This window comes from Pantoea sp. OXWO6B1 (genome assembly GCF_001641135.1).
GTDB classification, from domain to species: Bacteria; Pseudomonadota; Gammaproteobacteria; order Enterobacterales; family Enterobacteriaceae; genus Pantoea; species Pantoea allii.
The window spans coordinates 2,009,275-2,033,238 of sequence record NZ_LWLR01000001.1 but is presented as its reverse complement, the minus strand read 5'-3'; the positions used below and the strand labels follow the sequence as shown (position 1 = coordinate 2,033,238).

Sequence of the window (23,964 nt, the reverse complement as noted above, 5' to 3'; positions counted from 1 at the left end):
ATACAAGTTAACGTTATCGAGTTCATTGTCGGCTTGATGTTTTTGTGAGCCAGACACGATAAATAACAACGGGGTTTCGTTCAGAGGTTACTTGTACATACAAGCTAGCAAAGGCCGTGCCAGATTGGTCGTTATTCTCCCCAGCAGCACAAGGGTTGGGTGTTGCAACAGCCGACAGACGGATGCACAACAAACGTGCAAAGGCTGCACGAATTTAGCGCAAAAACCGTCTGGCGGCAGGTTGTGGGTTCATGTTAAGCGGCGCGGATAAGCACCCTGGGTTTCTGTCAGCACTTCTTAGGTTTTTTGGGGAACCGTCTCAGGGTTTAACCTGACCGCTCAGGCCACCCGCCACCTGCGGACAGTACCTGAACGGGCGGTATCCCACGTGCAGCACGCTGTGCTGAGCGTCATCGTTCCGCGTTATCGGGAAAGGCGTAAAAAGCGGCTGCCGGTAGGCGCGCGTCACGCCCGGCGAGGCAATGCCATGACAATGGGACTGGCGTGACAGACACACATCACGCCCGTTAGTCTCATGTCGCCGAAACAACCCGCCTGGCTGTTTCGGTTGCTCGGATTACGTCTCAGCCCATTTTTCCCTGTTCGAGAAAGCTATGCAGCAGCGGCTTTAACACCTTCTTCAGCTGCGCAGCGCGCGCTTCATGCCAGGTAAACGGCGGGCTTTCATCCATATAGTTGATTTGCGACAGCTCCAGCTGCACGGCCTGAACCTGCTGCTGTGGCTGGCCGTAGGCGCGCGTGATATAGCCACCTTTGAAACGACCGTTGACCACCCAACTGAACTGATCCTGCGCACTGCACACCGAGGTCAGCCCGTTAATAACGGCGCTGCTGCAGCTGGCCCCGTCGTTCGTGCCGATATTGAGATCCGGCAGTCGGCCCTCAAACAGACGCGGGATTTCACTGGCAATGGAATGCGCATCAAACAGTAAGGCGTAACCAAACTGCGCTTTCATTTGTGCCAGCGTCTGCTGGATCTGCTGATGGTAAGGCTGCCAGATAGTCTGAACGTAGCCCTGGCGCTGCGCCTGCGTGGGGGTTTTACCTTCAGCAAAGGTGGGCGTACCGTCGAACAGGGTTTCGGGAAAGAGCCCGGTCGTGGCGGTGGTATAGAGCGGTTGATTATCGGAAGGGCGATTGAGGTCGATAACAAATCGTGAGTAGCGGCCAATGATAATACTTGCCCCCATATCACGGACAAAATCATAAAGTTGAGGAATGTGCCAGTCGGTGTCAGGTAAACTGCGGGCGGCCTCGCTCAGTCCGTCCTCAACGTCCGGCGTCAACAGCGTACCGGCATGGGGAATGCTGACCAGTAAGGGAATGCTGCCCTGCGTGAAATGAAAAGGGGTCATTGTGTTTCTCCGCGATAGATGACGGTACAGGGCAGTTCGCCGCCCAGCCAGTAAACGAGTTCCGCCGGACGTGCCAGCGGCCAGTGGACAAAACTGGCCACTTTGCCCGCTTCGAGCGAGCCGTGACTCGCCTCCAGTCCCAGTGCCTTCGCCCCCCACAAGGTGACGCCTGCCAGCGCCTCTTCCGGTGTCATGCCAAACAGGGTGCAGCCCATATTCAGCATTAAACGCAGCGACAGGGCCGGAGAGGTGCCCGGATTGGCATCACTCGCCAGCGCCATGGGCACGCCATAGTGTCGAAACAGCGCCACAGGCGGACGCTGCGTTTCCCGCAACAGGTAAAATGCACCGGGCAACAGCACCGCGACAGTACCCTGTTCAGCCATCGCCTGAACATCCTCTTCGGTGGCATATTCCAGATGATCGGCTGAGAGTGCGCCATAGCGCGCGGCCAGCGCCGCACCACCCAGCGCAGACAACTGCTCCGCGTGAAGCTTTACCGGTATCCCCAGTGCCTTAGCCCGCTCAAACACCTGCGCAACCTGCTGAGGTGAAAAAGCCAGATGTTCGCAAAAGGCATCCACCGCATCAGCCAGGCCTTCGGCTTTGACCTGAGGCAGAAGGCGTTCGCAGATAATTGCGATCCAGCCATCAGGATTCTGTTTAAATTCCGGCGGGAAAGCGTGCGCGGCAAGGCAGGTTGCCTGCACATCTGCGGCCACCGTGTTACGCAACTGACGAATAGCGCGCAGCATGCGTAATTCACTCTCTTTATCCAGACCGTAGCCGGATTTGATCTCGACGGTGGTCACGCCCTCGGCCAGTAAGCGATTCAGCCGCCAGCGGGCCGATGTAACCAGTTCCGCTTCACTGGCTGCGCGCGTGGCCCGAACGGTAGAGAGAATCCCTCCGCCCTGTGCCGCAATGTCCGCATAACTGACTCCGTTGAGACGTTGTTCAAATTCCTGACTGCGGTCCCCACCAAAAACCAGGTGAGTATGGCAATCGACCAGTCCCGGTGTGATGATACCGCCCGCCAGCCGGTGATGTTTTTGCGCGATAAAGGCAGGCATATCGGCTGCGGCCCCTACCCACACCAGCTTGTCTGCCTTCACCGCCAGCGCGCCCTGTTCAATAATCGCGTAGCGGCCGCCGCGCATGGTCACCACATCGGCACCGGTCCACACACTGTCTACCTGGAGTTCTTCTGCCATTCCTGCCTCTCGTTGTTCTCGCCGTTTACAGTCTGTTTTAAAGTATGTATATGTATATACAACTACATCCCTTGAGGATCAACTATGGCAATTTTTTTTGCGCCCCGCGCACTGCTGGCGGATGGCTGGCATAAACAGGTCCGCATCAGCGTCAGTCCCGCTGGATTGATTGATGCCATCACGCCCGACAGTGATGACAGCCAGGCAACACGTCTGGACGGCGAGGTGATCCCCGCTATCGCGAATCTGCACTCCCATGCGTTTCAGCGCGCCATGGCCGGCCTGGCGGAAGTGGCGGGCGATCCGCAGGACAGCTTCTGGACCTGGCGTGATCTAATGTATCGCATGGTACAGCGCCTGACGCCACAACAGGTCGGCGATATTGCCGCCCTGCTGTACATCGATATGTTAAAAGGTGGCTACTGCCAGGTCGCAGAGTTTCACTACCTGCATCACGACGTTAACGGCCAGCCCTATGCGGATGATGCGATGCTGCAGCAGCTGATTGCCGCCGCCGATATCGCAGGGATTGGTCAGACGTTACTCCCGGTGCTTTACAGCTACAGCGGTTTTGGCGCGCAGCCTCCTGTGGCGGGACAGAAACGCTTTATTCAGCAGACCGACCGCTACCTGCAACAGCAGTCGCGCCTGCAGGCGTGGGTGAAAGACAAGCCGCTGCACAACGTGGGCCTCTGTTTCCACTCGCTGCGGGCAGTGAGCGAGGCGCAAATCCACGAGGTGTTAACCGCCAGCGATCGCTCGCTACCGGTTCACATTCACATTGCCGAGCAGGAAAAAGAGGTCAACGACAGCCTGGCCTGGAGCGGCGAGCGTCCGGTGAGCTGGCTGATGAATCGTTTTGAGGTCGATGCACGCTGGTGCCTGATTCACGCCACGCATCTTGATGACAGCGAAATCACGCGCCTCGCTGACAGCGGTGCGGTAGCCGGGTTGTGCCCGACCACCGAAGCCAATCTTGGCGACGGCATTTTCCCGGCGGTGGACTATATCGCCCAGGGCGGCCGCTGGGGAATTGGCTCTGACAGCCATGTTTCGCTCAGCGTCCAGGAGGAGCTGCGCTGGCTTGAATACGCTCAGCGTCTGCGCGACCGCCGCCGCAACCGCATTACGCTGGCAAACCAGCCCTCGGTTGGCGATTTGCTGTGGCAGCAGGCGGCGGCGGGCGGCGCTCAGGCCTGCGGGATTAAGAGTGGTTCCCTGGCCGTCGGGCAGCGCGCCGACTGGCTGGTATTACGTGATGCAGCCTGGCTGGGCAGCGTGGATGAACGCGCCCTGCTCAACCGATGGTTATTTGCGGGCCAGCGCGATCAGATTCGCGACGTGTATGTGGCGGGCAACCGGGTGATTAGCGACGGGCATCATGCTGCAGAAGACGCCTGCGCAGCCCGTTTCGCCCAGGCAATGGCGGCCCTGCGATGAGACGTGTTTTTTCTCTGCAAAGTTTACCCGTTAGCCGCTGGCGCAACGGCGGGGGCGAAACACGCGAAATTATCCGCTTTCCCCCTGATGCCGCCGACTTCGCCTGGCGAGCCAGTATCGCGACCATCGCCTGCGACGGCCCGTTTTCGACCTTCAACGGGGTGGATCGCACTATTACGCTGCTAAACGGCAGCCCGGTCCTGCTTCACGGCGCGACATGCGAACACCGCTTGCTGCCTGAAGTCCCCTGGGCTTTCGCGGGTGAATGGGCGCTGGAGGCCAGTCTGCAAGGCAACGAGCCGAGTCAGGATTTTAACGTGATGACGCGGCGGGGTGAATGGCGGGCGCAGGCCCACGTCGTGACGGAAGCCGTGGTGAGCGAGCACGGCGTGGCATGGGTTTTAGCCGGAAAATGGCACATCGCAGGTGACACGCGGTTAGACGCACAGCAGGGTGCATGGTGGGTGGATCACACCACCCTGTTACAACCCGACAGCAGCGATGCCAGGCTGTTGTTCGTACGCCTTACCCGTGTGCTTTGAAGCGCCCAAGCAGCTTGTAACGCGAGCCTGGATAAAGCAAGCGCGCGTAGGTCACAATCTTATTGTCGCTCCAGGTCTGGCGGCGGATCAGGAGGCACGGCTCATGCTCATCAATCGCCAGGTGTTTACGTTGACGCGCATCTGGCATCACCGCCTCAACAATGTGTTCGCCTGCCGTTAACGGCGCAGCCCGCATCAGGTAGGTATAAGGCGTGAGCGTATGGTAATCCTGGGCCAGATAGTCCGGGGCCAGCTGTGGATTGACCAAACGGTCCTCTAACTGCACCGGCAACTCGTTTTCGTAATGCACGATGAGCGAATGAAACAGCGTTTGCCCGGTGGTCAGCCCCAGCAAAGAGGCCTGCTCAGGATCGGCTTTGTTCTGGCCCATCGTCAGGATTTTGCAACTGTGCTGATGACCGCGCTGGGCAATTTCATCGGCGATGTTGTGGACTTCGAGCATCGCCGTATAGCCTTTCATTTCGGCGACAAACGTCCCCACGCCCTGCATACGCACCAAAAACCCTTCGCTGGTCAGCTCACGTAAAGCACGATTGATGGTCATTCGGCTTACGCCAAGCTCATTGACCAGCTCGCTTTCGGAGGGGACCCGCTGATTGGCTTTCCAGTGTCCTTCACGAATCTGGCTGACGATGGCCTGCTTGACCCGCTGATAAATGGGCGCCGGTTCATCGCTCATGGCGGCCGCCAGTTGTGCAATTGCCGTATGCTCGGCCATAACGTCTTCCTTTCACTGATAATGCTCAGAGTTTACTGCCTGAAGGGCTGGATGTATATACATTCAGGCGCGCCATCAGCACTTTATCCGTGCACCTGTTGCCTGATAAAGGTGCAGGAATAACGGTGATCATTTGTCCTCCCCAGAACTGACGCCCGATCATTTTTGTGATCGGTTTGGCACGCCGCTTGCAACTTGTATAGACAAGAATAGACAGTTATGTTTCACTCGCTTTATTCAGTTGATCAGGGTCAATAAAGATGCCCTGTGGCAACCCAACCCTTGTATAGACAGGAGCAGGTTATGTCAGGTTCGACTCAGGTATTACACCTGGTTCCAGGTAACGTCGATCTCGCGACGTTACGCGCAATTTATCAGGGCAACGTCACCCTCAGCCTTGACGATGATGCCCGCCGCGCCATTGCCGAGGCGCACCGTACCGTCGAAGCGATCGTTGCCTCCGGCAGTGTGGTTTACGGCATTAATACCGGTTTTGGCAAACTGGCACAGACACAAATCCCTGCGGCTCGTCTTGCAGACCTGCAACGTAACCTGGTGCTGTCTCACAGCGTGGGGTTAGGGAATTTACTGCCCGATAGTGTGACGCGGCTGGTTGTGGCCAGTAAAATTATCAGCCTTTCGCGAGGTCATTCCGGCGTGCGCATTGAGCTGGTCGACGCCCTGTTGGCTCTGTTTAATGCCGGCATCATGCCCTGCATTCCGGAAAAGGGCTCGGTGGGCGCCTCGGGCGATCTCGCGCCGCTGGCACATATGTCGCTGATGCTGCTTGGTGAAGGTCAGGTGCGGGTCAAGGGCGAACTGATCCCCGCCACAGAGGGCCTGGCCAGCGTCGGCCTGACGCCTTTTGTACTTGGCCCTAAAGAAGGCCTGGCATTGCTCAACGGCACTCAGGTTTCCACGGCCCTGGCGCTGCGTGGCCTGTTTGAAGCCGAGAACCTGTTTGCCGCAGGCTTAATGGCGGGCGCGCTGTCATTAGAAGCCATCAAGGGGTCGTTAAAGCCTTTCGATGCGCGTATCCATCAGGCGCGCGGCCAGCATGGCCAGATTGCCGTCGCCGCCGCGGTCACCCACCTGATTGAAGGAAGTGAGATCCTGGGATCACATACACACTGTGGCCGCGTACAGGACCCCTACTCTATCCGCTGCGTACCGCAGGTGATGGGCGCCTGCCTGGATAATCTCACACATGCCGCCCGCGTCCTGCAGATTGAAGCCAATGCTGCCTCTGATAATCCGCTGGTTTTCAGCGAAACCGGCGAGGTGATCTCCGGTGGCAACTTCCATGCTGAACCGGTGGCGTTTGCGGCTGACATTATTGCGTTAGCCATTGCCGAGGTTGGGGCGATTTCTGAACGTCGGCTGGCCCTGCTGCTGGATACTGGCCTGTCCGGGCTGCCGCCTTTCCTGGTGCGCGACGGAGGCGTCAACTCCGGCTTTATGATTGCCCAGGTTACCGCAGCGGCGCTGGCATCCGAAAACAAATCGCTGGCCCATCCCGGCAGCGTAGACAGCTTACCGACCTCGGCCAACCAGGAAGATCACGTTTCCATGGCGACCTATGCCGCTCGCCGTCTGGGCGAGATGTGCTTTAACAGCGCCGCCGTGGTGGGCATTGAAGCGATGGCGGCCGCACAGGGCATTGAGTTTCATCGTCCCTTGCAAAGTTCTGCCCTGATAGAGCAGGCCATCGACAGCATCCGCGAACGCGTGGCCTTCCTTGAGGAAGACCGCCTGCTGGCTCCGGACATCGAGGCGATGCGTCAGTGGGCAAGCCGCTGCGACTGGCCGCAGGCACTCACCGCATTGTTACCCAGCATGGGCACACATTCAGTTAAATAAGGAATCCGTAATGAGCGAAACCCTGACAAAAGCGGTGGCACGCGAGATTCGTGCGCCGCGTGGAAATGAACTGCACTGCGCCAACTGGTTAATTGAAGCGGCTTACCGCATGATCCAGAACAACCTGGACCCCGACGTGGCAGAACGCCCGGAAGACCTGGTGGTGTACGGCGGTATCGGTAAAGCCGCGCGCAACTGGGAATGTTTTGAGCAAATTTTACGCTCGCTCCAGCTGCTGCAGCCGGACGAAACCCTGTTGATCCAGTCGGGCAAACCCGTGGGTGTATTCCGTACCCATGCCGATGCGCCCCGCGTCCTGCTGGCCAACTCCAATCTGGTTCCCCACTGGGCCAACTGGGATCACTTCCATGAGCTGGATAAAGCCGGGCTGATGATGTATGGCCAGATGACCGCTGGCTCCTGGATTTACATCGGTGCCCAGGGGATTGTTCAGGGTACTTATGAGACCTTTGTCGAGGCAGGACGGCAGCATTACAACAATGATTTAAGCGGACGCTGGATCCTGACCGCCGGTTTAGGCGGCATGGGCGGCGCACAACCCCTGGCAGGCGTGCTGGCGGGTGCCTGCGTGCTGGCGATAGAGTGCCAGGAGTCGCGTATCGATTTCCGTTTACGTACGCGTTACGTCGATCATAAAGCCACCTCGCTGGATGAGGCGCTGGCCCTGATTGACGCCGCCACCCAAGCGAAAAAAGCGATCTCCGTTGGCCTGCTGGGCAACGCCGCAGAGATTCTGCCAGAACTGGTGAAACGCGCGAAAGCTGGCGGACCTAAGCCCGATATCGTCACCGACCAAACTTCGGCCCACGATCCCATCAATGGCTACCTGCCACTGGGCTGGGACGTTGCACGCTGGCAGCAGGAGCGGGAAACCCATCCCAAAGCCGTAGAAAAGGCCGCTCGCGCGTCCATGGCGGTACATGTACAGGCGATGCTCGACTTTTGTCATATGGGCATTCCTACCGTGGATTACGGCAATAACATTCGCCAGGTCGCGCTGGATGAAGGCGTCAGCAACGCGTTTGACTTCCCCGGCTTTGTGCCTGCCTATATCCGCCCTCTGTTTTGCGAAGGCAAAGGGCCGTTCCGCTGGGTGGCGCTGTCTGGCGATCCTGAAGATATCTACAAAACGGATGCCAAACTCAAAGAACTCTTTCCTGAGCATAAGACGCTGCATCGCTGGCTGGATATGGCGCAGGAACGTATCGCCTTTCAGGGCTTACCGGCTCGCATCTGCTGGCTGGGGCTGGGTGAGCGCCATCTTGCCGCGCTGGCGTTCAATGAAATGGTGCGCACTGGCGAGCTGAAAGCGCCGATCGTGATTGGTCGCGATCACCTGGACTGTGGCTCCGTCGCTTCGCCAAACCGTGAAACCGAGGCCATGAAAGATGGGTCGGATGCGGTGTCAGACTGGCCGCTGCTCAACGCTCTGCTCAATACGGCGGGCGGCGCGACCTGGGTGAGCCTGCATCATGGTGGTGGCGTGGGCATGGGATTCTCACAGCACTCCGGTGTGGTCATTGTGTGCGACGGTACGGAAGCGGCTGATGCCCGCCTTGGCCGCGTACTGTGGAACGATCCCGCGACTGGCGTGATGCGTCATGCCGACGCGGGCTACGAGCTGGCACAGAATTGTGCGACAAAACATGGTCTGAACTTACCCATGCAATAAACCACAACGCCGGTATTTTTAGATACCGTTAAGCTGAAAAACGCTGTTCCGGGGCATGCATGTCCGGAACAGCGGAGTAAAACGCATGAACAGGTTTACTCAGACTTAGCGGAGTTCAGCGTAATACGATCTACAGGCCCGACAATAAAGGTAGGTGGGGAACCAGGTCAGAAAGAACCGGGTAAGTGAGGTTACGCAGAACGGCCCAATATCACCCCCTATCATCATGCGGTTGACACAAACGTTTTTGAACTGGGCCAGCGTGATTTTCTCTGAGACTTTTTTGCCGCCAGCAATCGGCCTGCCATCACCACCATTAGCGTCGATCGGGTGGCTATGGGCCAACGCGCCGCAACCCTGCTGGCTGACCGTATCGAGCAGCGCCCGGTTGAAGAGCATTATTGATATCGGCTTTCATTTAATAAAACGCGCATCGGCATAAAATCTGCCATGCCTGCACGCTTGTTTATTACTTATTCCTTTTTGATTTAGCGCATTGTCCATTTTATCGCTTCTGGCGATAGACGCGCTGTCGCGCGGCCTCTAAAGTGAAGCTTCCTGAATGATATGGAGCGCGATACTGCATGACTCTTTCCTCTGCCCTACTCGATGATGCGCTGCGCTGGCGCCACCAGTTTCACCGCGAACCCGAACTGGGCTATCAGGAACATCAGACCAGCGACAAAGTTGCTCATGAACTTGAGCAGGCGGGCTTACAGGTGTTTCGCGGTCTTGCGGGTACGGGTGTGATTGGCACGCTGGAAAATGGCACCGGGCCGGTTATCGGCCTGCGGGCGGATATGGACGCACTGCCAATTAACGAAAAAGGCGATACCGCCTGGCGCTCGAGTAAACCCGGCGTGATGCATGCCTGCGGGCATGATGGTCACACCGCCATTTTGCTGGCGGCGGCGAAACAACTGGCGGCCACGCGCCAGTTTAGCGGCACAGTTCATTTTATCTTTCAGCCAGCGGAAGAGAACCTTGGCGGTGCCCGCAAGATGGTTGAAGAGGGGTTGTTCACACGTTTCCCTATGGATGCCGTTTACGCCATGCACAACTGGCCGGGCTTACCGCTGGGTTCGCTGGCGGTGAACGCCGGTGCGATGATGGCCTCGCTGGACGCCTTTGAAATTACCCTGAGTGGTAAAAGTTGCCATGCTGCTATGCCGGAAAGCGGCGCCGATCCGATGGTGGTAGCAGCTGAGCTGATCCTGGCCCTGCAAACCATTCCGTCACGTCGCCTGTCGCCGCTGTCTTCTGCCGTGGTGAGCGTCACCCAGATTCACGGCGGCGAAGCGATTAACGTCATTCCAGAACAGATTGTTCTGCGCGGCACCGTGCGTTGTTTGCAAGACGATGTACGCAATCGGGTTCATACGCTTATCGATGATTTTGTGACGACGCTGCCGAAACCCTTTGGCGTTTGCGGGGCGATTCGCTGGCTGCCTGGCTATCCGGTGACCACCAATCATGCCGGCCCGGCTCAGCAGGTGCATGACGTCGCCGTCAGGACTTTGGGCGAAGAACAGGCGCGCTGGCAGGTGAATCCCTCTATGGCTTCGGAAGATTTTGCCTGCATGCTGGAAGCCTGCCCCGGTGCCTATTTCTGGCTTGGCGCAGATGGTGCCACCCCATCCGCACCGCTACACAATGCCCTCTACGATTTCAACGATGCGCTGATTCCCACCGGTATTCGCTTTTGGCAAAACCTGGTGGAACACGCACTGCCGCAGGATCGCAGTTAAAAACCGGCCGCCGTCAGTCTTTCCAGACCCGCGTCCAGCGACGCACACTGAGCGCTGGCGCGCAGGCAGCAGGCAATTTGCAGTCGGAGAGCCTCAGGAAGAGGACGCTGATGATTCAGCACCTCTTGCGTCCAGCGGGCCGTTTCGGCTGCGGATTTGTCAGTTGGCAACGACACAGCGACTTCCGGCTGTCTCTCCACCCAGACTTCGGCCTGCTGCCCGTCGCCACCCACATAGCTGATGGCCGGGCAGCGCTGCGGATTAGCATAAACCTCGCCTTCTGTGCCGTTCAGCAGAATCGCCGGCGCATCAATCGCGCTAAAAAAGGTTGCGACGCGCGGTACATACTCCGGGTGAGACACACTCGACAGGCGCAGTGCCTCGCGTTCAGCAAACGGCGTTGCCAGCTTCGCCAGCGTATGGGCGCTGTTACGTACGCCCATCCGCCAACGTAACGACAGCTGTTTTGCCATGGGCGGACAGAGGTTATCGATGGTGATAAAGACCAGCTCACCGTTGTCGAGTTTTGACTGGGCCTGCTCAGCCGTGGCGACCGGCGCGATGCCCAGCGCCGCAAAGACGGCTTCACTGGTGACACGCGTTGCATCCTCACTCACACCGTGAACCAGCACGGGAAAACCGAGCCTGTTAAGCACCAGCGCCAGTAATGGCGTCAAGTTGCCCTGACGCCGCGCGCCGTTATAGCTGGGGATGACGATAGGCATCGGCCGACCGGCTGGCGCATGCAGGCGCATCACCCGCGACTGCATCGCCTGATAAAACCCGCGCATTTCCGCTTCGCCTTCGCCCTTGATTCGCAGAGCGATTAAAATGCTGCCCATTTCAAGATCCGGCACTTCGCCGTCCAGCATCGCGCCGTAGAGTGCCACAGCACTGTCGAAATCAATATCACGGGCGTGATTCTTACCCCGCCCCACTTCTTTGATAATTTTATTCAGTTCCATCACGCATTTCCGGTCAGTGGCAACGACTTAACGCCGCTTCGCACGCGGTTTACGCGTGCCGGTATGGGGTTTGGTGCTTATGGCCTCGGGTTCGGGCGTTACCGGCTGCTCAATCGAAAACACCGGCAGCGCCGCTAACAGTCGGCTCCCGTAAGCTTTACTCAACAGGCGGCGATCGTAAATAACGATCTCACCGAAACACTGATGGCTGCGGATCAAACGTCCTACCTGCTGAATCAACGTAAAAGAGGCGCTGGGTAAACTTTGCACCTCAAACGGATAACGCTTTAGGCTCTTCAGCCATTCACCCTCGGTTAAAATTACCGGACTGTCTATGGGTGGAAAAGCAATTTTATGAATATGGACCTGGCTAAGCAGCTCGCCTTTTAAATCCAGCCCTTCTGCAAACGACTGCAGGCCGATCAAAATGCTGGTATCGCCCTGTTCTACCCGTTTACGGTGCAGCGCGATCAGGCGGCTGCGCGGCTGATCGCCCTGTACCAGCATCGTCAGACGGAATTCCGGTAGCGCCTCGACAAACTGCTGCATGGCGCGTCCGCTGGCAAACAGTACCAGCACTCCTTTATGCTTTTCAGCCTGCATTTGCTGGCGAAAAAAAGCCGCCATTTCCGCGATATGTTCCGCTTCATTTGCCATCAGAGGTTCGTAGCGCATCTGCGGGATCACCAGCTTGCCTTGATCGACATGGCTAAACGGCGACTCCAGCGCCACAAAACGGTCGCCCGCCTTTTCATTTAGCCCGGACATCTCCTGCAGACGGCTAAAGCTGTTTAATGAGCGCAGCGTGGCGGAGGTCACGACGACGTGAGGGATCTTACGCCAGAGCATTTTTTCCAGCTGATCGCAGACGCGAATCCCCGCGCAGTGGAACAACAGATGTGCCTGACCGTCACGCAGTTCCCGGGTAATCCATTTTGAAACTGGCGCACCAGAGGCTTTTTCCATGGCGGCCAGCCGCCACAGTTTGCTGATGGATTCAAACCAGCCAAAGTGGCGATTAAGCTGTAATAAATTGCGGTGTAAACGCACCAGATCGACGCTCCCGGTTTGTTCACTCAGGGCGTTAATCAGCCCTTCACTCAGCCCGCGTAGCCCGTCGCTCAGCTTGAACAGCCGCGCGCACAGCGCCAGCAGCTCGTCAGGTAATGCGCCCAGGACAAAGCGAAATTCGCCCGGCTGATTGTGCGGCGGGAGTAACGGGTTTAACGCCTCACCGATGGTGGCTAACAGTTCGCGGAGTTCATCGCAATGGGCTTTAAGACGTTCGGGGTTAGCCAGCGGTGGCGGCGATTTAGGCCGCATCTGGCTCATTATCGCCTCCACCAGCTTCACAAACAGATCAAGCTGCAGGCTGGTCCAGCCCGGCGTGATATCTGCGCTCATCTCCAGCGCATCACGCGCCACTTCCGGCAGATGGTGCCCTTCATCCAGGACCAGCATCAGGTTTTTAGCCGGAGGCAGCACCGACTCGTTTTCCATGGCCGCCATCACCAGCGCGTGGTTGGCGACCACCACATCGACCTGTTCGATTTCCCGACGCGCAATGAAGAACGGGCATTCGCGGTACCAGCGGCAGTGCACGCCAAGACAGCTGGCTTTGTCAGTGGACAGACGTTGCCACAGGCTGTCACTGACGTTTTCCTCGCTGTGATCGCGCAGGCCGTCCCACTGGTAGCGGTCCAGTGACTTTTGCAGCCGTCCGCACTGGATCTGTTCTTCTTTGGTGCTGCTGATCGCCTCATCGTCCAGATAGAAAAGCAGGTCGGCCTGCTGATTATCGTCTGCCACCAGCGCAGCCAGATTGCGCGGGCAGACATAGCGCCCGCGCCCAAAGGCCGCAGTAAAGGTTAAATCCGGAATGATTTTCTTGAGCAGCGGCAGATCTTTGCTGAAGATTTGATCCTGCAACGCCACGTTTGCCGTGCTGATTACCAGCCGCTTCTCTTCTGCGCGGCTGACGGCGATGCCGGGAATAAGATACGAAAGGGTTTTGCCCACGCCCGTTGGCGCTTCTACTGCCAGATGGCGGCCGTCATCGCCCGACAGGCATTTCGCGACCTCCGCGATCATCTGCCGCTGGGCCGGGCGAGGAATAAAGTCTGGCACCTGTTGCTGCAGCGCTTTATACCACTGTGCTATCTGGCTTTTTAATGCTGCTGTCAGGGCCATGTTAAGATTACCGCTTTACTAAATGACCTGTATTTTTACACAGTATCGCAGTGCCGTCAGCTTTCAGGTCTGTTTTTTCGTGCTGGCTTCCGAAACGGCGGCGCATGCTATTGGCTAAATGCCAGGATGCACACTGCCGGTGAGCGTTGCCCAGGGCTTCAGACTGCATGAGGCTGACGCACCCGTTCCGCGCGCAGGCTTTTATTGCAGCAGCTTGAACATCACCGTTGTCGCGTCCAGTTCGCCGTGAATGGATTGTGCATAGGATGGAATCGACCCCGCGACCTGCCAGTGCAGGGCACGATAAAGATCGCTGGCGACATCGCCCGTTCGCGTATCCAGTACCAGTAAATTTTTCCCCTGCTGGCGTGCCCGTTGTTCGGCCTGCTGCATTAGCCTGCGCGCAATCCCCTGCCGTCGCGCCTGTGGGTGCACCAGCAGCTTGCTGACTTCGGCCCGATGGCCCCCATTGGGCATGGCGCTGTAGTTGAGCATAACGGTCGCCACGACGCGGTCATGCTGGCGGGCGACCAGCAGTTCACTTTGGCCTTTTTCCAGCCCATCAAGCTGTCTCTGCCAGAAAAGCTGCATGACCGCAGTGTCGTCAGGATCGATAAAACCCACGCTGGCCCCGTCGGCGACACAGGCCTGTAAAACCTGAACCAGTTCGGGTAAGACCTGCAGTGCCTCACCGGCACTGAGTTGCTGATATGTCATCATGATTTACACACCACCAGTAAGTAGCGAGCGCCTTCGGTAAGATGCGCCTGAAAAGCAGACGCGCCGGTCAGATGGAAGCGCAGGCTGTCGCCCGGCCCCAGTAACCAGCTCTGGGCACCCATCGTTATGGTCAGTTGCCCCTGACGCATCCAGATATGTTGCTCCATGCCTTGCAGCGGTGGGGCATCATATTCGATGCGCGCGCCGGGCCGCAGCGTGCCTTCTATAAGTTCACAGCGAAAATTATGGGCGGGCGGTGAAACGTTGCGGCGGCTAAATCCTGTCGCTTCATCGTTCCATACCGGCTGATGTTCACGGGGGATCAGCAGATCGCTGCCCTCTTCGACTTCGCTCAGCAGGCGCGACATCGTCAGGCTATAAGCAACACACAACCGGTTAAGCAGTGCGGCCGTTGGGCTGGTTTCCCCGCGCTCGATACGCGATAATGTTGGCCGGCTAATGCCCGTGGCGGTAGAGAGTTCATCCAGTGACCAGCCCTGTTTGAGACGCAATTCTGCCAGGCGAGCCGCTAACCGCTGTTCCGTATTATCAAAAGACATTCTTATCTCACTTATGAAAATAAAATCTCATAATTGAGATAGAACAACATTTAAGCGCAGCCGTCAAGTTGTACACCTAAAAATTGGTTGTACAACTTAACAGGCTTCGTTATGGTGGTCTCACTCAGGTCAGTGAAAGAGGTAAATATGACCGTATACAGTATCGGCGATGTCGCCGAGCGCTGTGGCATAAACCCGGTTACCTTACGCGCCTGGCAACGACGTTATGGGCTCTTGAAGCCACAACGCACCGAAGGCGGTCATCGACAGTTCGATGAAGAAGATGTTCAGCGTATTCAGGAAATTATGCGCTGGATTGAAAGTGGAGTTCCAGTGGGCAAAGTCAAAGCGCTACTGGAAGGTGGAGATGTTGACGCCCATGATGGCTGGACGGCCATGCAGGACGAACTCATCAGCATACTGCGCCATGTAAGGCCGGCTAAGCTACGCAATAAAATCGCCTTAATTGGTCGCGAATATGCGGTCGATGCCCTAATCGATCATGTTTTTATGCCTATAAGGCAGAAGCTCAGTCTTGATCAAAATACCGCACGCACCATGTGCAGCCTGCTGGACGGCATTTTGATCGACTATGTGGCGTTTTGTCTGGCTTGCAATCGTAAAAAAGCCGGTCAGGAAGCGCTGATTATTGGCTGGGGCATTGAAGATCGTACGCGCATCTGGCTGGAAGGCTGGCGTTTATCCCAGCATGGCTGGCGCATTGATGTGCTCGCAGAACCCCTCGACGTTCCCCGTCCGGAGCTGTTCCCGGGGCTGAATATGTTTGTTTTTACGGGTAAAAGACTGACGCGCCGCCAGCAGGAACAGTTGGCACACTGGCAGGAACAGGGATTCTCTGTGCGTTTGCACGACGTACACTGAGACAAAAACGCACGCTCGGCACTATGACGGCTGCCTTGCGCGCGCTATCATCCCCGCCTCGACGTCATCACCCTCAGGTTATTTATGAACTGGAAAAAAACCTTTTTTGCCACGCTGTTCGCCATTATGGCTATCGGCGGCACCAGTGGACTTATGCTGGTTGGCTATTCACTTATCGTTCATTCACGCTAAAACGGCGCTGGAGCCGCTCAAAAAGCCGATCGCTAACGATGGCCAGCAGCGCCACCAGCAACGCTCCCTGAATCACGTAGGCCGTATTAAAACCACTTAAACCGATGATGATGGGCGAGCCCAGGCTTTTTGCCCCGACCGTGGAGGCAATCGCGGCCGTGCCAATGTTGATAATGACGGCGTTGCGTATCCCCGCAATAATCACCGGCGCCGCCAGCGCAAGTTCCACCTGCCACAAGCGCTGCCAACTGCTCATGCCCACACCGACTGCGATCTCACGGCTGCTGGCTGGGACACCATCAAGCCCCGCTAAGGTTCCGTGCAAAATCGGCAGTAACCCATAAAGCAGTAATGCCACAATAGCAGGCCATGCGCCAAACCCCATGACGGGCACGGCAATCGCCAGGACCGCGACCGGCGGGATCGTCTGTCCGGCAGCGGCAAGGGTTTCCAGCAGCGGCCGGAAAGCCCGCCCCGCATGGCGAGTCACCATTACGCCACTTCCCACGCCGAGCATAATGGCCATCAGGCTGGCGGTCACCACAAGAAACAGGTGCGCCAGGGTGAGCTGCCAGAAGCTATCCTGCTGATAGAGCGGACGGGCAAGATCGGGAAACCAGGCGGCGAACAGCGGACCGCTGTAAGGCATTGCCGCCAGCAGCCCCAGATAGAGCAGCACCAGCCACAGCAGAGGATCGGCTAACCGTCGCATCACTGGCCCTCTGAATGATGAAGCAGGTCGCTAAAGTAGAGAACGCCCAGGGGTTGCTGATGCGCATCCACCACCGGCAGTTTATCCGTGCCGCGGCTGATAAATTGCGATAGCGCCTCACGTAGCGTCAGTTCAGCGGTGACCGGCTCGGCCTCCAGCCATTCCCCACGGCGCACCGCACTTCCCACTTGCCCAAGCGCCAGCCGCCGCAGCCCCATTTCACTGCGCCCCAGAAAATCACGCACAAAGTCATTGCCTGGCTGGGTCAGCAGTTCTATCGGTTTGCCCTGCTGTACAATCTCACCATCGTGCATCAGTACGATGTTATCGGCCAGGATCAGGGCCTCATCGATATCGTGCGTGACCAGCACGATAGTGCACCCTGAGAGATGGTGAATGCGCAGCATCTCCTGTTGCAGGGCACTGCGCGTCACCGGGTCCAGTGCGCCAAAAGGCTCATCCATCAGTAGCACCTCCGGATCGGCCGCCAGCGCCCGCGCGACACCAACGCGCTGCTGCTGTCCACCTGAAAGCTGATGCGGATAGCGGCTGAGTAAGGCAGGATCTAAATTCAGTAGTGCGATCAGCTCGGCAATGCGTTCACGCCGCCGCGCTTTTGACCAGCCCAGCAAAGCGGGCACGGTGGCTATATTCTTTTCAATCGTCCAGTGTGGAAACAGACCAATCGACTGAATGGCATAGCCCATACGACGGCGCAATGCCTGCGCATCCAGTTGGCGAATCGACTGGCCCGCAAAACGGATGTCTCCCTGGTCATACTCCACCAGGCGGTTAATCATTTTCAGTGTGGTCGACTTACCGGAGCCTGAGGTGCCCAGCAGCACGCTAAAGGTGCCCTGTTCGACGGTCAGCGACAGGTTTTTCACCGCGGCTTTACCGGCAAAAAACGTGGTGACGTTATCAAACTGAATCATCTTTTCTCTCCAGCAGGGAAATCAACAGTCGAAATAACGCATCCAGCGTCACCGCCATCGCGATAACCGGTATCACGCCCAGCAGCACTAAATCCAGCGCGTTGCTCAGCAGCCCCTGGAAGATAATCGCGCCGAATCCGCCGGCACCGATAAGGGCTGCCACCACCGCCATGCCCAGCGTCTGCACCACCACCACTCGCACACCTGCCAGCCATACCGGCAGGGCCAGCGGCACATCCACCGCGAAAAACTGTTGTCTGCCAGTCAGCCCCATGCCGCGCGCACTTTCGCGCACCTCCGGCGGCACCTGTTGCAGTCCGGTGACTACGCTGCGTACCAGCGGCAACAGCGCATACAGCACCAGCGCAATCAGCGCGGGCGCCATGCCAATGCCGCTGATTCCCCACGTGCCTGTCCATGGAAAGCGTTTTGCCAGCCCCGCCAGCGGGGCGATTAATAAACCAAACAGCGCCACGGAGGGCACCGTCTGAACCACATTCAGCACGCCGAATACGCTGCTTTGCCAGCCAGGATAGCGGTAAAGTGCACTCCCCAGCGGGAAGGCGATCAGCAAAGCAGGCAGCACGGTCGCGGCTAATAGCGTCAGATGACGCAGTAAGGCCGCATCAAACACCGCCTGGCGATTGGCATACTCTTTCAGTAAGGAAAGATGGGCCAGCTGGCCGCTGAACAGCAGCCAGAGGGGAAGAAGCCATACCAGGAGATTCAGTAACAGCTGCCACACTTTATGACGGGTTAACGCCCGTGCGGTGTCCGTGATCAGCAACAACGTGACGGCACTGGCGCACCACATGCCGCTTGCAAAACGGGTGCGCGCTAACCGGCTGCCCTGTTCGGCCAGTATCCTGGCCTGATCGCCGCTGAGCCAGATCATCGCGGCCAGCAGCAGGGCTGCGCTCATTAACTGCAGCGCAAAACGGACACGCGTTGGTCTGGCCCACACCAGCAACCACAGCAAAGCCAGCAGGGGCAGAATCACCATGCCATGCGCCGTTTGCCAGAACATCAGCGGCTGCCCTGCCACCAGACGATTGGCGGCAAAACTGACAAACGGCAGGCAGCTCAGCATCAGGCTCAGTAACAGAACCAGCACCAGGGCCACCGGCTGTCGCCTTGACCGGTTTAGCGCCTCCCGCGATAGCAACATCGGCTACAGCAGCTTGTTCTGAACTAACCACGCTTTCGCCACGCTGTTGGCATCCTGGCCCTCGACTGCGATTTTGGCGTTCAACTGCTGCAATGTTTTTTCATCCAGCGCGCTGAAAACGGGCTTTAGCCACGCGTCCATTTGGGGGTAAGCCTTGAGGACCGCTTCACGCACGACCGGTGTGGGAGCATAAATGGGCTGAACGCCTTTAGGATCGCTCAGGGTTTTCAGACCCAGCGCGGCAACCGGGCCATCGGTACCGTAAGCCATGGCGGCGTTGACGCCGGAGGTTTGCTGCGCGGCGGCGCCAATAGTGACGGCGGTATCGCCTCCCGCCAGCGACAGCAACTGATCCTGCTTAAGCGTAAAGCCATAGGCTTTTTCGAATGCGGGCAGTGCATCGCCGCGTTCGATAAATTCCGCTGAAGCCGCCAGCTTAAAGGTGCCGCCTTTTTTTAAATAGGCGCTGAGATCGTCCAGGGAGTTAAGCTGGTTTTTCTCGGCTACATCATTGCGCACCGCGATGGTCCAGGTGTTGTTAGCCGGTGCGGGCGTCAACCACACCAGATGGTTTTTCTCGGCATCCAGTTTTTTGACTTTTTCATAGCCTTCCCGGGCATTTTTCCAGGCACTGTCTTTTTCGTCGTTAAAAAAGAAGGCGCCGTTGCCGGTGTATTCCGGATAGATATCCAGCTCTCCTGCGGTAATTGCCCCCCGCACCACCTGAGTGGCACCGAGCTGGATTTTATTGACAGTTTTGACGCCGTGCTTCTCCAGCACCAGCAGAATGACATTGCCCAGCAGGGAACCTTCCGTATCAATCTTGGAGCCCACCCGTACCGGATCGGCAGCGTGCGCCATCCCCAGACTAAGCAGTAAAACGCTGATGCCGACCAAACCGCGCATGTTTGCCATGTTACTTTCCTTATTAAATCATTCACCTGGAGTTGCGGTTGGCCGTGTGAATACCGTAACAGGCGCGCCCACCGTTTTTATTTGCTGCAATAAAAGCGTAGCCTGGCAATCGCATTGCGCGACCTGTTTTGTCCTGAAATCAGATACCGCTAAACCCTGACCGCACTGGTCAGGGTGCGCAGGTTAGGCCGGGAAGTTGAAACGGTCGAGATAGGCAGGAATACGGGGAAACGTATGGAGGAACCAGGGCGTAAACTGCTGCGGCTGCTGCTGCATTTGCTGTGTAATGTCCTGCATCGAGCGATAATCAAATGCGTCCGCCTCTTGCGGATTAAGCTGTGGCAGCTCGTCGCTGACCGCGAAAAACACATGACCGTACTCATGCTCTGTCAGCCCGTTACTGAGCGGCAGGTTATAGCTCAGCTCAAAGATGGGGGAAAGCGACAGCGTCATCCCCATTTCTTCACGCAGGCGACGTTCGGCCGCATCTTTGGTGGATTCATGAGGATAAGGATGTCCACAGCAGGTATTACTCCACAATCCGCCGCAGTGATATTTATCACTGGCGCGACGCTGAAGCAGTAGCTCTTGCCGGGCGTTGAAAACGTACACCGTTACCGCGCGATGCAGTAATCCTTTTTCATGCACTTCCAGCTTTTCCATTTTGCCGGTGGGACGATCAAGATGGTCGACGAGGATAACTTCAATAGCAGACATGAGGATTCCTTGAGTTTATTCCTCATTATTCTGGCACAAGATCGGAGGGGTTGAGGGGATAAAATTGTGCTGTTTATGCACAAATCTGTCAGAGGACGGCCCTGACGGCAGAAAACGTCAGGCCAGCCGAGGCTGGCCTGACTGTCGATTACAGTTTGAAACTCTGTACGACCTGTTCCAGTTGAAGACTCTGCGCTTCCATCGCCTGAGCGGCAGAAGACACCTCTTCCACTAACACGGCGTTCTGCTGAGTCGTCCCGTCAAGCTGTGTGATCGCGACGTTAACCTGCTCGATGCCCATGCTCTGCTCACGGCTGGCGGCCATGATCTCGCTCATCAGCGTCGTCACGCTGCTTACGCCCTGCACCAGTTCGTCCATGGTCTGGCCTGCCTGTTCAACCAGTTGACTGCCTGCATCGATATTAGCGACTGACTCTTCAATCAGTTTTTTAATTTCGCGGGCTGAGTTGGCTGAGCGCTGCGCCAGGTTGCGCACTTCCGATGCGACCACGGCAAAACCCCGGCCTTGTTCGCCAGCACGTGCCGCTTCAACAGCGGCGTTCAGGGCCAGGATATTGGTCTGGAAGGCGATGCTGTCGATGACGCTGATGATATCGACCACCTTACGCGAAGAGTGGTGAATCTCGCCCATGGTCGTTACCACCTGACGGACAACCTCCGTTCCGCGCGCCGCAACCTTCGAAGCCTCACCGGCCAGCTGGTTAGCATGGGTAGCATTGTCGGCGTTCTGGCGGACGGTGCCGGTCAGCTGCTCCATTGAGGCCGCCGTTTCAACAATCGAACTGGCCTGATCTTCCGTTCGTGACGAAAGGTTAGTGTTGCCGCTGGCAATTTCACGCGACGCTGCGGATATGGCCAGCGCACTGCTGCCCACCTGCTGCATTAACCCCTGTAGGTAACTGATAAAGTGGTTAAAGCTCTGCGCTACCGCATTAAACTCCGGGCTGTTACTGGCTGGCAGACGCTGGGTTAAATCGGCACCGCCGGTCGACAAGGCTTCGATATTTTGGTTGAGCATGCTCAAACGCTTCATCATTGCGCGCATAAAACCCAACAGCACCAGCAACAGAATAATGGCCAGTGGGATCTGCACCAGACCCAGGCGCATCAGCATATTGTGAGACTGGGCTTTCAGCAGGCTGGACGATACGCTACTGGCCAGATACCACGGGCTGCCCGGAATGGCCTGCAGAAACAGCGTTTGCTCGCCGTCATTGCCGCTGTAAGTGGATTCGGTTGACTGCGTGCCTGCACTGGCAAGCAGCGCTTTGAGCGGTGCAGCCATGGGGTTTTGCAGGTCGCTCAGGTTTTCGAGTTTTGGCGTGCCGTTAACCAGCGCCGCATTTCCCACGACTTTGCCGTCGGCCTCAACGATCAGTACGTCTCCATGAATCGCCTCGCCCATTTTTTTAGCCAGTTGGTTGAAGAAACCCAGCGTAACGTCGATGGTTGAAACGCCCCAGACGGAGCCGTCGCGGTAGATTGCCATGGCGCAGTTGGTACGCGGCTGTGGGCTGGCGGCGTCCTGATAGGCTTTTGCCCAGGCGCACTGCCCTTTTGGTGCCGCCATACCGTCTTTATACCAGGGCTGCTCCCAGTATTTGTCGGCTGCATCAGAGTTCCAGTAGGTATTAACCTGCAGCTTGTTGCTGGTATCGCGTGCAAAAAAGCTGCTGTCTTTCTCTTTACCCGCCTCCCGACGATTGGGTAAAGGCCAGATCCCGCCGCCGAAGACGTTACTGTCCTGATACTGGTTGACCAATGCTGGTAATAAGGTGTCGATGGCGGCGCTGTCGATCACCGACGCGGCCTCGGTGATGGCACGTTGCTGTGCCTGCACACGGTTCATTTGCTCAACAATGCCCGTTGCCAGGGAATCCACCTGATAGCGAATCAGGCGGCTTTCATTGTCGACCAGTTGCGGTGCGACAAACTGGTTGATCACCCAAACAGTGATCAACACTAGCGCAACAAAGAAGCCGATGAGTGTTGCTGTGAAGCGGGATTGCGTGGTCTTTAACATCATTGTTCCCCTGGACCTTTCGTGGCGCTATTGCCTGATCGGGGTTAACGGCACGGCAAAGGGGAACTTGAGTAGACCAGATCACAAATTTAACAAGTCATTTAACAATAAAGAAATTTAATTACGCCAGGTCAGTAACTTTTTTTTAACCCAGGCGGTATCACCGCCCTGTCTGCGGTGATTATTCTGTCTTCACGACCTGCTCGCGCGGGCGGAATATATGCGTATTCCCGCTGGCGGAGAGCCGCTCACGCAGGTGCTGCCCGCCCTGGGCTTCGCTCTGGGCAAACTGGCGTTCCGCTTCGGTGACTGGCGTGGCCCACAGCAGCGTTGGCCGGTCACCCTCGCGCCGCGGCAACGAAAACTGGGCACTTTCCGGGGCCAGTTCGTTCGCTAACAGGTAACTTTCAAACCCCACCGGTGCCACCTCGGACGCCAGCGTATGTCCCTCACCCAGCCAGGTCAGTCGCGCCCAGGGCAGATGCACAAATTCCGCCAGTGCACTGGCCATCTGTACCGCATTGCTTTCTGTCATCACCTCGCCATCGACCGCCATCGCCAGCTCTGCGCGGCGATACTGTGGTGCCAGCTCATCAAACAGAAAATCGACCTGCGGCATGGGACGAATGCTCATACCCAGCGTCAGGAAATACCAGATTCCCTGGTGATAGTGCTGAGACAGGGCCATGGGCGGCCAGTTACCCTGATCGATAGCATAGTATTTTACCGACTCACCAAACTGCGCCTGATAGCAGCCCAGTAAATCCTGTTGCACCTTGTCCCATTCACTTCCGTCGTGCCATTCACGCCAGAACTGGCGCTGCTGTTCGGCAAGCGCATAGTAATGATTGGTGGAGGCAGACCCGAGCGGTGCGGTAAGGCGGTTCTTTTTGATACAGCCCGCTGAAAAGCTGACCTGTTTATCCTGATACAGGCTCCAGCCTGGGATCACCGCCAGCAGTTGCCCGTAGTACCACAGTGCCGCACCCGCATCGCCCGGTTCCCAGAGTATTTGCAGGCCCGCCGCATCCAGTGGCGGTTCAGCGTCCAGATTACGGCAGTATTCCGCACTCAGCAGAGGGGCAATGCCCTGCTCCATGGCCTGATGATCTTCCTCGACAGGGGCAGGTAGCAGGTTACGTAACCAGCAGCCACGCACCGCAAACTGGCTACGAAACAGATCGGTGGGCCAGATATAGAAATAAGCAGTACGCGCATCCTGTTCGACAATGGCCGTCAGGGTGCGCTGCTGATTGTGGACTTCAGCAATCAGTGGTTGATACGTCATAGCGCCTCGACAATACTTGAGGAATCCATTTTCCCCGAGGTTAGAGCAGGATCACGTCTGTCGC

The 23,964-nt window shown here is 57.3% G+C and carries 21 protein-coding genes and 2 pseudogenes; 7 read left to right on the top strand and 16 right to left on the bottom strand.

Features of this window, described 5'->3' with window-relative positions; genetic code table 11:
* Positions 1 to 319: 319 nt before the first annotated feature.
* The 3 genes from A6A26_RS25465 to hutI all read right to left on the bottom strand — a co-directional run bounded on the left by A6A26_RS25465 (position 320) and on the right by hutI (position 2,590).
* Positions 320 to 517, bottom strand: a complete 198-nt coding sequence (locus A6A26_RS25465; protein WP_156506654.1) for a hypothetical protein — start codon at positions 515 to 517, stop codon at positions 320 to 322.
* Between the two features lie 67 nt (positions 518 to 584).
* Positions 585 to 1,376 carry an N-formylglutamate deformylase gene (hutG, locus tag A6A26_RS11715; protein WP_063878877.1) on the bottom strand — a complete coding sequence of 264 codons (792 nt, stop codon included), beginning with the start codon at positions 1,374 to 1,376 and terminating at the stop codon, positions 585 to 587.
* The gene (hutI, locus tag A6A26_RS11710) at positions 1,373 to 2,590 is read right to left on the bottom strand and encodes an imidazolonepropionase (protein ID WP_063878876.1); all 1,218 of its coding nucleotides are present in this window, start codon (positions 2,588 to 2,590) and stop codon (positions 1,373 to 1,375) included. The genes hutG and hutI overlap by 4 nt, the downstream gene beginning before the upstream one ends.
* An 84-nt stretch (positions 2,591 to 2,674) precedes the next feature.
* On the opposite strand from hutI, the gene A6A26_RS11705 reads away from it, so the two are divergent.
* Positions 2,675 to 4,030, top strand: a complete 1,356-nt coding sequence (locus A6A26_RS11705) for a formimidoylglutamate deiminase (RefSeq protein WP_063878875.1) — start codon at positions 2,675 to 2,677, stop codon at positions 4,028 to 4,030.
* Positions 4,027 to 4,572, top strand: a complete 546-nt coding sequence (locus tag A6A26_RS11700) for a HutD/Ves family protein (protein ID WP_063878874.1) — start codon at positions 4,027 to 4,029, stop codon at positions 4,570 to 4,572. Before A6A26_RS11705 ends, A6A26_RS11700 begins: the two co-directional genes overlap by 4 nt.
* Here the strand turns inward: A6A26_RS11700 and hutC are convergent.
* A complete protein-coding gene (hutC, locus tag A6A26_RS11695; RefSeq protein ID WP_063878873.1) occupies positions 4,556 to 5,311 on the bottom strand; it encodes a histidine utilization repressor in 756 nt (251 codons plus the stop codon). The two genes, A6A26_RS11700 and hutC, sit on opposite strands and share 17 nt — an antisense overlap.
* 303 nt (positions 5,312 to 5,614) lie before the next feature.
* Here hutC and hutH point away from each other — a divergent pair, with 303 nt between their 5' ends.
* Entirely contained in the window at positions 5,615 to 7,171 is a 1,557-nt protein-coding gene (hutH, locus tag A6A26_RS11690) for a histidine ammonia-lyase (RefSeq protein WP_063878872.1), read from the top strand.
* Positions 7,172 to 7,181: 10 nt separating this feature from the next.
* On the top strand, positions 7,182 to 8,864 hold the full coding sequence (hutU, locus tag A6A26_RS11685; protein WP_063878871.1) for a urocanate hydratase: 1,683 nt from the start codon (positions 7,182 to 7,184) through the stop codon (positions 8,862 to 8,864).
* A gap of 144 nt (positions 8,865 to 9,008) precedes the next feature.
* Here hutU and A6A26_RS24780 read toward each other — a convergent pair.
* Positions 9,009 to 9,176 (bottom strand): annotated as a pseudogene (locus tag A6A26_RS24780) (MFS transporter); the annotation flags it as partial.
* Here A6A26_RS24780 and A6A26_RS24775 point away from each other — a divergent pair.
* Both A6A26_RS24775 and A6A26_RS11675 read left to right on the top strand, forming a co-directional pair.
* Positions 9,147 to 9,306, top strand: a pseudogene (locus A6A26_RS24775) (substrate-binding domain-containing protein); the annotation flags it as partial. The pseudogenes A6A26_RS24780 and A6A26_RS24775 overlap by 30 nt on opposite strands.
* A 142-nt stretch (positions 9,307 to 9,448) precedes the next feature.
* On the top strand, positions 9,449 to 10,612 hold the full coding sequence (locus tag A6A26_RS11675; protein WP_063878869.1) for a M20 aminoacylase family protein: 1,164 nt from the start codon (positions 9,449 to 9,451) through the stop codon (positions 10,610 to 10,612).
* Here A6A26_RS11675 and ybiB read toward each other — a convergent pair.
* The 4 genes from ybiB to A6A26_RS11655 all read right to left on the bottom strand — a co-directional run bounded on the left by ybiB (position 10,609) and on the right by A6A26_RS11655 (position 15,047).
* Positions 10,609 to 11,577: a DNA-binding protein YbiB gene (gene ybiB, locus A6A26_RS11670; RefSeq protein ID WP_063878868.1), complete on the bottom strand. Its 969-nt coding sequence runs from the start codon at positions 11,575 to 11,577 to the stop codon at positions 10,609 to 10,611. The two genes, A6A26_RS11675 and ybiB, sit on opposite strands and share 4 nt — an antisense overlap.
* Positions 11,578 to 11,604: 27 nt before the next feature.
* Positions 11,605 to 13,767 carry an ATP-dependent DNA helicase DinG gene (gene dinG, locus A6A26_RS11665; protein ID WP_063878867.1) on the bottom strand — a complete coding sequence of 721 codons (2,163 nt, stop codon included), beginning with the start codon at positions 13,765 to 13,767 and terminating at the stop codon, positions 11,605 to 11,607.
* A 201-nt stretch (positions 13,768 to 13,968) separates the two neighbouring features.
* The gene (locus tag A6A26_RS11660; protein ID WP_063878866.1) at positions 13,969 to 14,487 is read right to left on the bottom strand and encodes a GNAT family N-acetyltransferase; all 519 of its coding nucleotides are present in this window, start codon (positions 14,485 to 14,487) and stop codon (positions 13,969 to 13,971) included.
* Positions 14,484 to 15,047, bottom strand: a complete 564-nt coding sequence (locus tag A6A26_RS11655) for a helix-turn-helix domain-containing protein (protein WP_063878865.1) — start codon at positions 15,045 to 15,047, stop codon at positions 14,484 to 14,486. Before A6A26_RS11655 ends, A6A26_RS11660 begins: the two co-directional genes overlap by 4 nt.
* A 147-nt stretch (positions 15,048 to 15,194) precedes the next feature.
* Between A6A26_RS11655 and A6A26_RS11650 the strand changes: the two genes are divergently transcribed.
* Entirely contained in the window at positions 15,195 to 15,929 is a 735-nt protein-coding gene (locus A6A26_RS11650; RefSeq protein WP_063881135.1) for a MerR family transcriptional regulator, read from the top strand.
* A 172-nt stretch (positions 15,930 to 16,101) separates the two neighbouring features.
* On the opposite strand, the gene A6A26_RS11645 is transcribed toward A6A26_RS11650, so the two are convergent.
* The 7 genes from A6A26_RS11645 to A6A26_RS11615 form a co-directional block, all read right to left on the bottom strand.
* Positions 16,102 to 16,833: an ABC transporter permease gene (locus A6A26_RS11645; protein ID WP_063878864.1), complete on the bottom strand. Its 732-nt coding sequence runs from the start codon at positions 16,831 to 16,833 to the stop codon at positions 16,102 to 16,104.
* Positions 16,833 to 17,768, bottom strand: coding sequence for an ABC transporter ATP-binding protein (locus tag A6A26_RS11640; RefSeq protein WP_063878863.1), 936 nt, complete (start codon positions 17,766 to 17,768; stop codon positions 16,833 to 16,835). The genes A6A26_RS11645 and A6A26_RS11640 overlap by 1 nt, the downstream gene beginning before the upstream one ends.
* The gene (locus A6A26_RS11635; protein WP_063878862.1) at positions 17,755 to 18,936 is read right to left on the bottom strand and encodes an ABC transporter permease; all 1,182 of its coding nucleotides are present in this window, start codon (positions 18,934 to 18,936) and stop codon (positions 17,755 to 17,757) included. Before A6A26_RS11635 ends, A6A26_RS11640 begins: the two co-directional genes overlap by 14 nt.
* 3 nt (positions 18,937 to 18,939) lie before the next feature.
* Positions 18,940 to 19,842 carry a glycine betaine ABC transporter substrate-binding protein OsmF gene (locus A6A26_RS11630; protein WP_241567315.1) on the bottom strand — a complete coding sequence of 301 codons (903 nt, stop codon included), beginning with the start codon at positions 19,840 to 19,842 and terminating at the stop codon, positions 18,940 to 18,942.
* 192 nt (positions 19,843 to 20,034) lie between these two features.
* Positions 20,035 to 20,568 carry an isopentenyl-diphosphate Delta-isomerase gene (idi, locus tag A6A26_RS11625; RefSeq protein ID WP_063878860.1) on the bottom strand — a complete coding sequence of 178 codons (534 nt, stop codon included), beginning with the start codon at positions 20,566 to 20,568 and terminating at the stop codon, positions 20,035 to 20,037.
* A 148-nt stretch (positions 20,569 to 20,716) separates the two neighbouring features.
* Complete coding sequence (locus tag A6A26_RS11620) at positions 20,717 to 22,612, bottom strand: methyl-accepting chemotaxis protein (protein WP_063878859.1); 1,896 nt, start codon at positions 22,610 to 22,612, stop codon at positions 20,717 to 20,719.
* Between the two features lie 181 nt (positions 22,613 to 22,793).
* Positions 22,794 to 23,900 (bottom strand): suppressor of fused domain protein, encoded by a 1,107-nt coding sequence (locus A6A26_RS11615; protein ID WP_063878858.1) that lies wholly within the window; start codon positions 23,898 to 23,900, stop codon positions 22,794 to 22,796.
* Between the last annotated feature and the right edge of the window lie 64 nt (positions 23,901 to 23,964).

Excerpts from the sequence above, each read along its gene's own strand:
- hutG (WP_063878877.1), bottom strand. The coding sequence starts at position 1,376 with ATGACCCCTTTTCATTTCACGCAGGGCAGCATTCCCTTACTGGTCAGC.
- hutI (WP_063878876.1), bottom strand. The coding sequence starts at position 2,590 with ATGGCAGAAGAACTCCAGGTAGACAGTGTGTGGACCGGTGCCGATGTG.
- A6A26_RS11705 (WP_063878875.1), top strand. The coding sequence starts at position 2,675 with ATGGCAATTTTTTTTGCGCCCCGCGCACTGCTGGCGGATGGCTGGCAT.
- A6A26_RS11700 (WP_063878874.1), top strand. The coding sequence starts at position 4,027 with ATGAGACGTGTTTTTTCTCTGCAAAGTTTACCCGTTAGCCGCTGGCGC.
- hutC (WP_063878873.1), bottom strand. The coding sequence starts at position 5,311 with ATGGCCGAGCATACGGCAATTGCACAACTGGCGGCCGCCATGAGCGAT.
- hutH (WP_063878872.1), top strand. The coding sequence starts at position 5,615 with ATGTCAGGTTCGACTCAGGTATTACACCTGGTTCCAGGTAACGTCGAT.
- hutU (WP_063878871.1), top strand. The coding sequence starts at position 7,182 with ATGAGCGAAACCCTGACAAAAGCGGTGGCACGCGAGATTCGTGCGCCG.
- A6A26_RS11675 (WP_063878869.1), top strand. The coding sequence starts at position 9,449 with ATGACTCTTTCCTCTGCCCTACTCGATGATGCGCTGCGCTGGCGCCAC.
- ybiB (WP_063878868.1), bottom strand. The coding sequence starts at position 11,577 with ATGGAACTGAATAAAATTATCAAAGAAGTGGGGCGGGGTAAGAATCAC.
- dinG (WP_063878867.1), bottom strand. The coding sequence starts at position 13,767 with ATGGCCCTGACAGCAGCATTAAAAAGCCAGATAGCACAGTGGTATAAA.
- A6A26_RS11660 (WP_063878866.1), bottom strand. The coding sequence starts at position 14,487 with ATGATGACATATCAGCAACTCAGTGCCGGTGAGGCACTGCAGGTCTTA.
- A6A26_RS11655 (WP_063878865.1), bottom strand. The coding sequence starts at position 15,047 with ATGTCTTTTGATAATACGGAACAGCGGTTAGCGGCTCGCCTGGCAGAA.
- A6A26_RS11650 (WP_063881135.1), top strand. The coding sequence starts at position 15,195 with ATGACCGTATACAGTATCGGCGATGTCGCCGAGCGCTGTGGCATAAAC.
- A6A26_RS11645 (WP_063878864.1), bottom strand. The coding sequence starts at position 16,833 with ATGCGACGGTTAGCCGATCCTCTGCTGTGGCTGGTGCTGCTCTATCTG.
- A6A26_RS11640 (WP_063878863.1), bottom strand. The coding sequence starts at position 17,768 with ATGATTCAGTTTGATAACGTCACCACGTTTTTTGCCGGTAAAGCCGCG.
- A6A26_RS11635 (WP_063878862.1), bottom strand. The coding sequence starts at position 18,936 with ATGTTGCTATCGCGGGAGGCGCTAAACCGGTCAAGGCGACAGCCGGTG.
- A6A26_RS11630 (WP_241567315.1), bottom strand. The coding sequence starts at position 19,842 with ATGCGCGGTTTGGTCGGCATCAGCGTTTTACTGCTTAGTCTGGGGATG.
- idi (WP_063878860.1), bottom strand. The coding sequence starts at position 20,568 with ATGTCTGCTATTGAAGTTATCCTCGTCGACCATCTTGATCGTCCCACC.
- A6A26_RS11620 (WP_063878859.1), bottom strand. The coding sequence starts at position 22,612 with ATGTTAAAGACCACGCAATCCCGCTTCACAGCAACACTCATCGGCTTC.
- A6A26_RS11615 (WP_063878858.1), bottom strand. The coding sequence starts at position 23,900 with ATGACGTATCAACCACTGATTGCTGAAGTCCACAATCAGCAGCGCACC.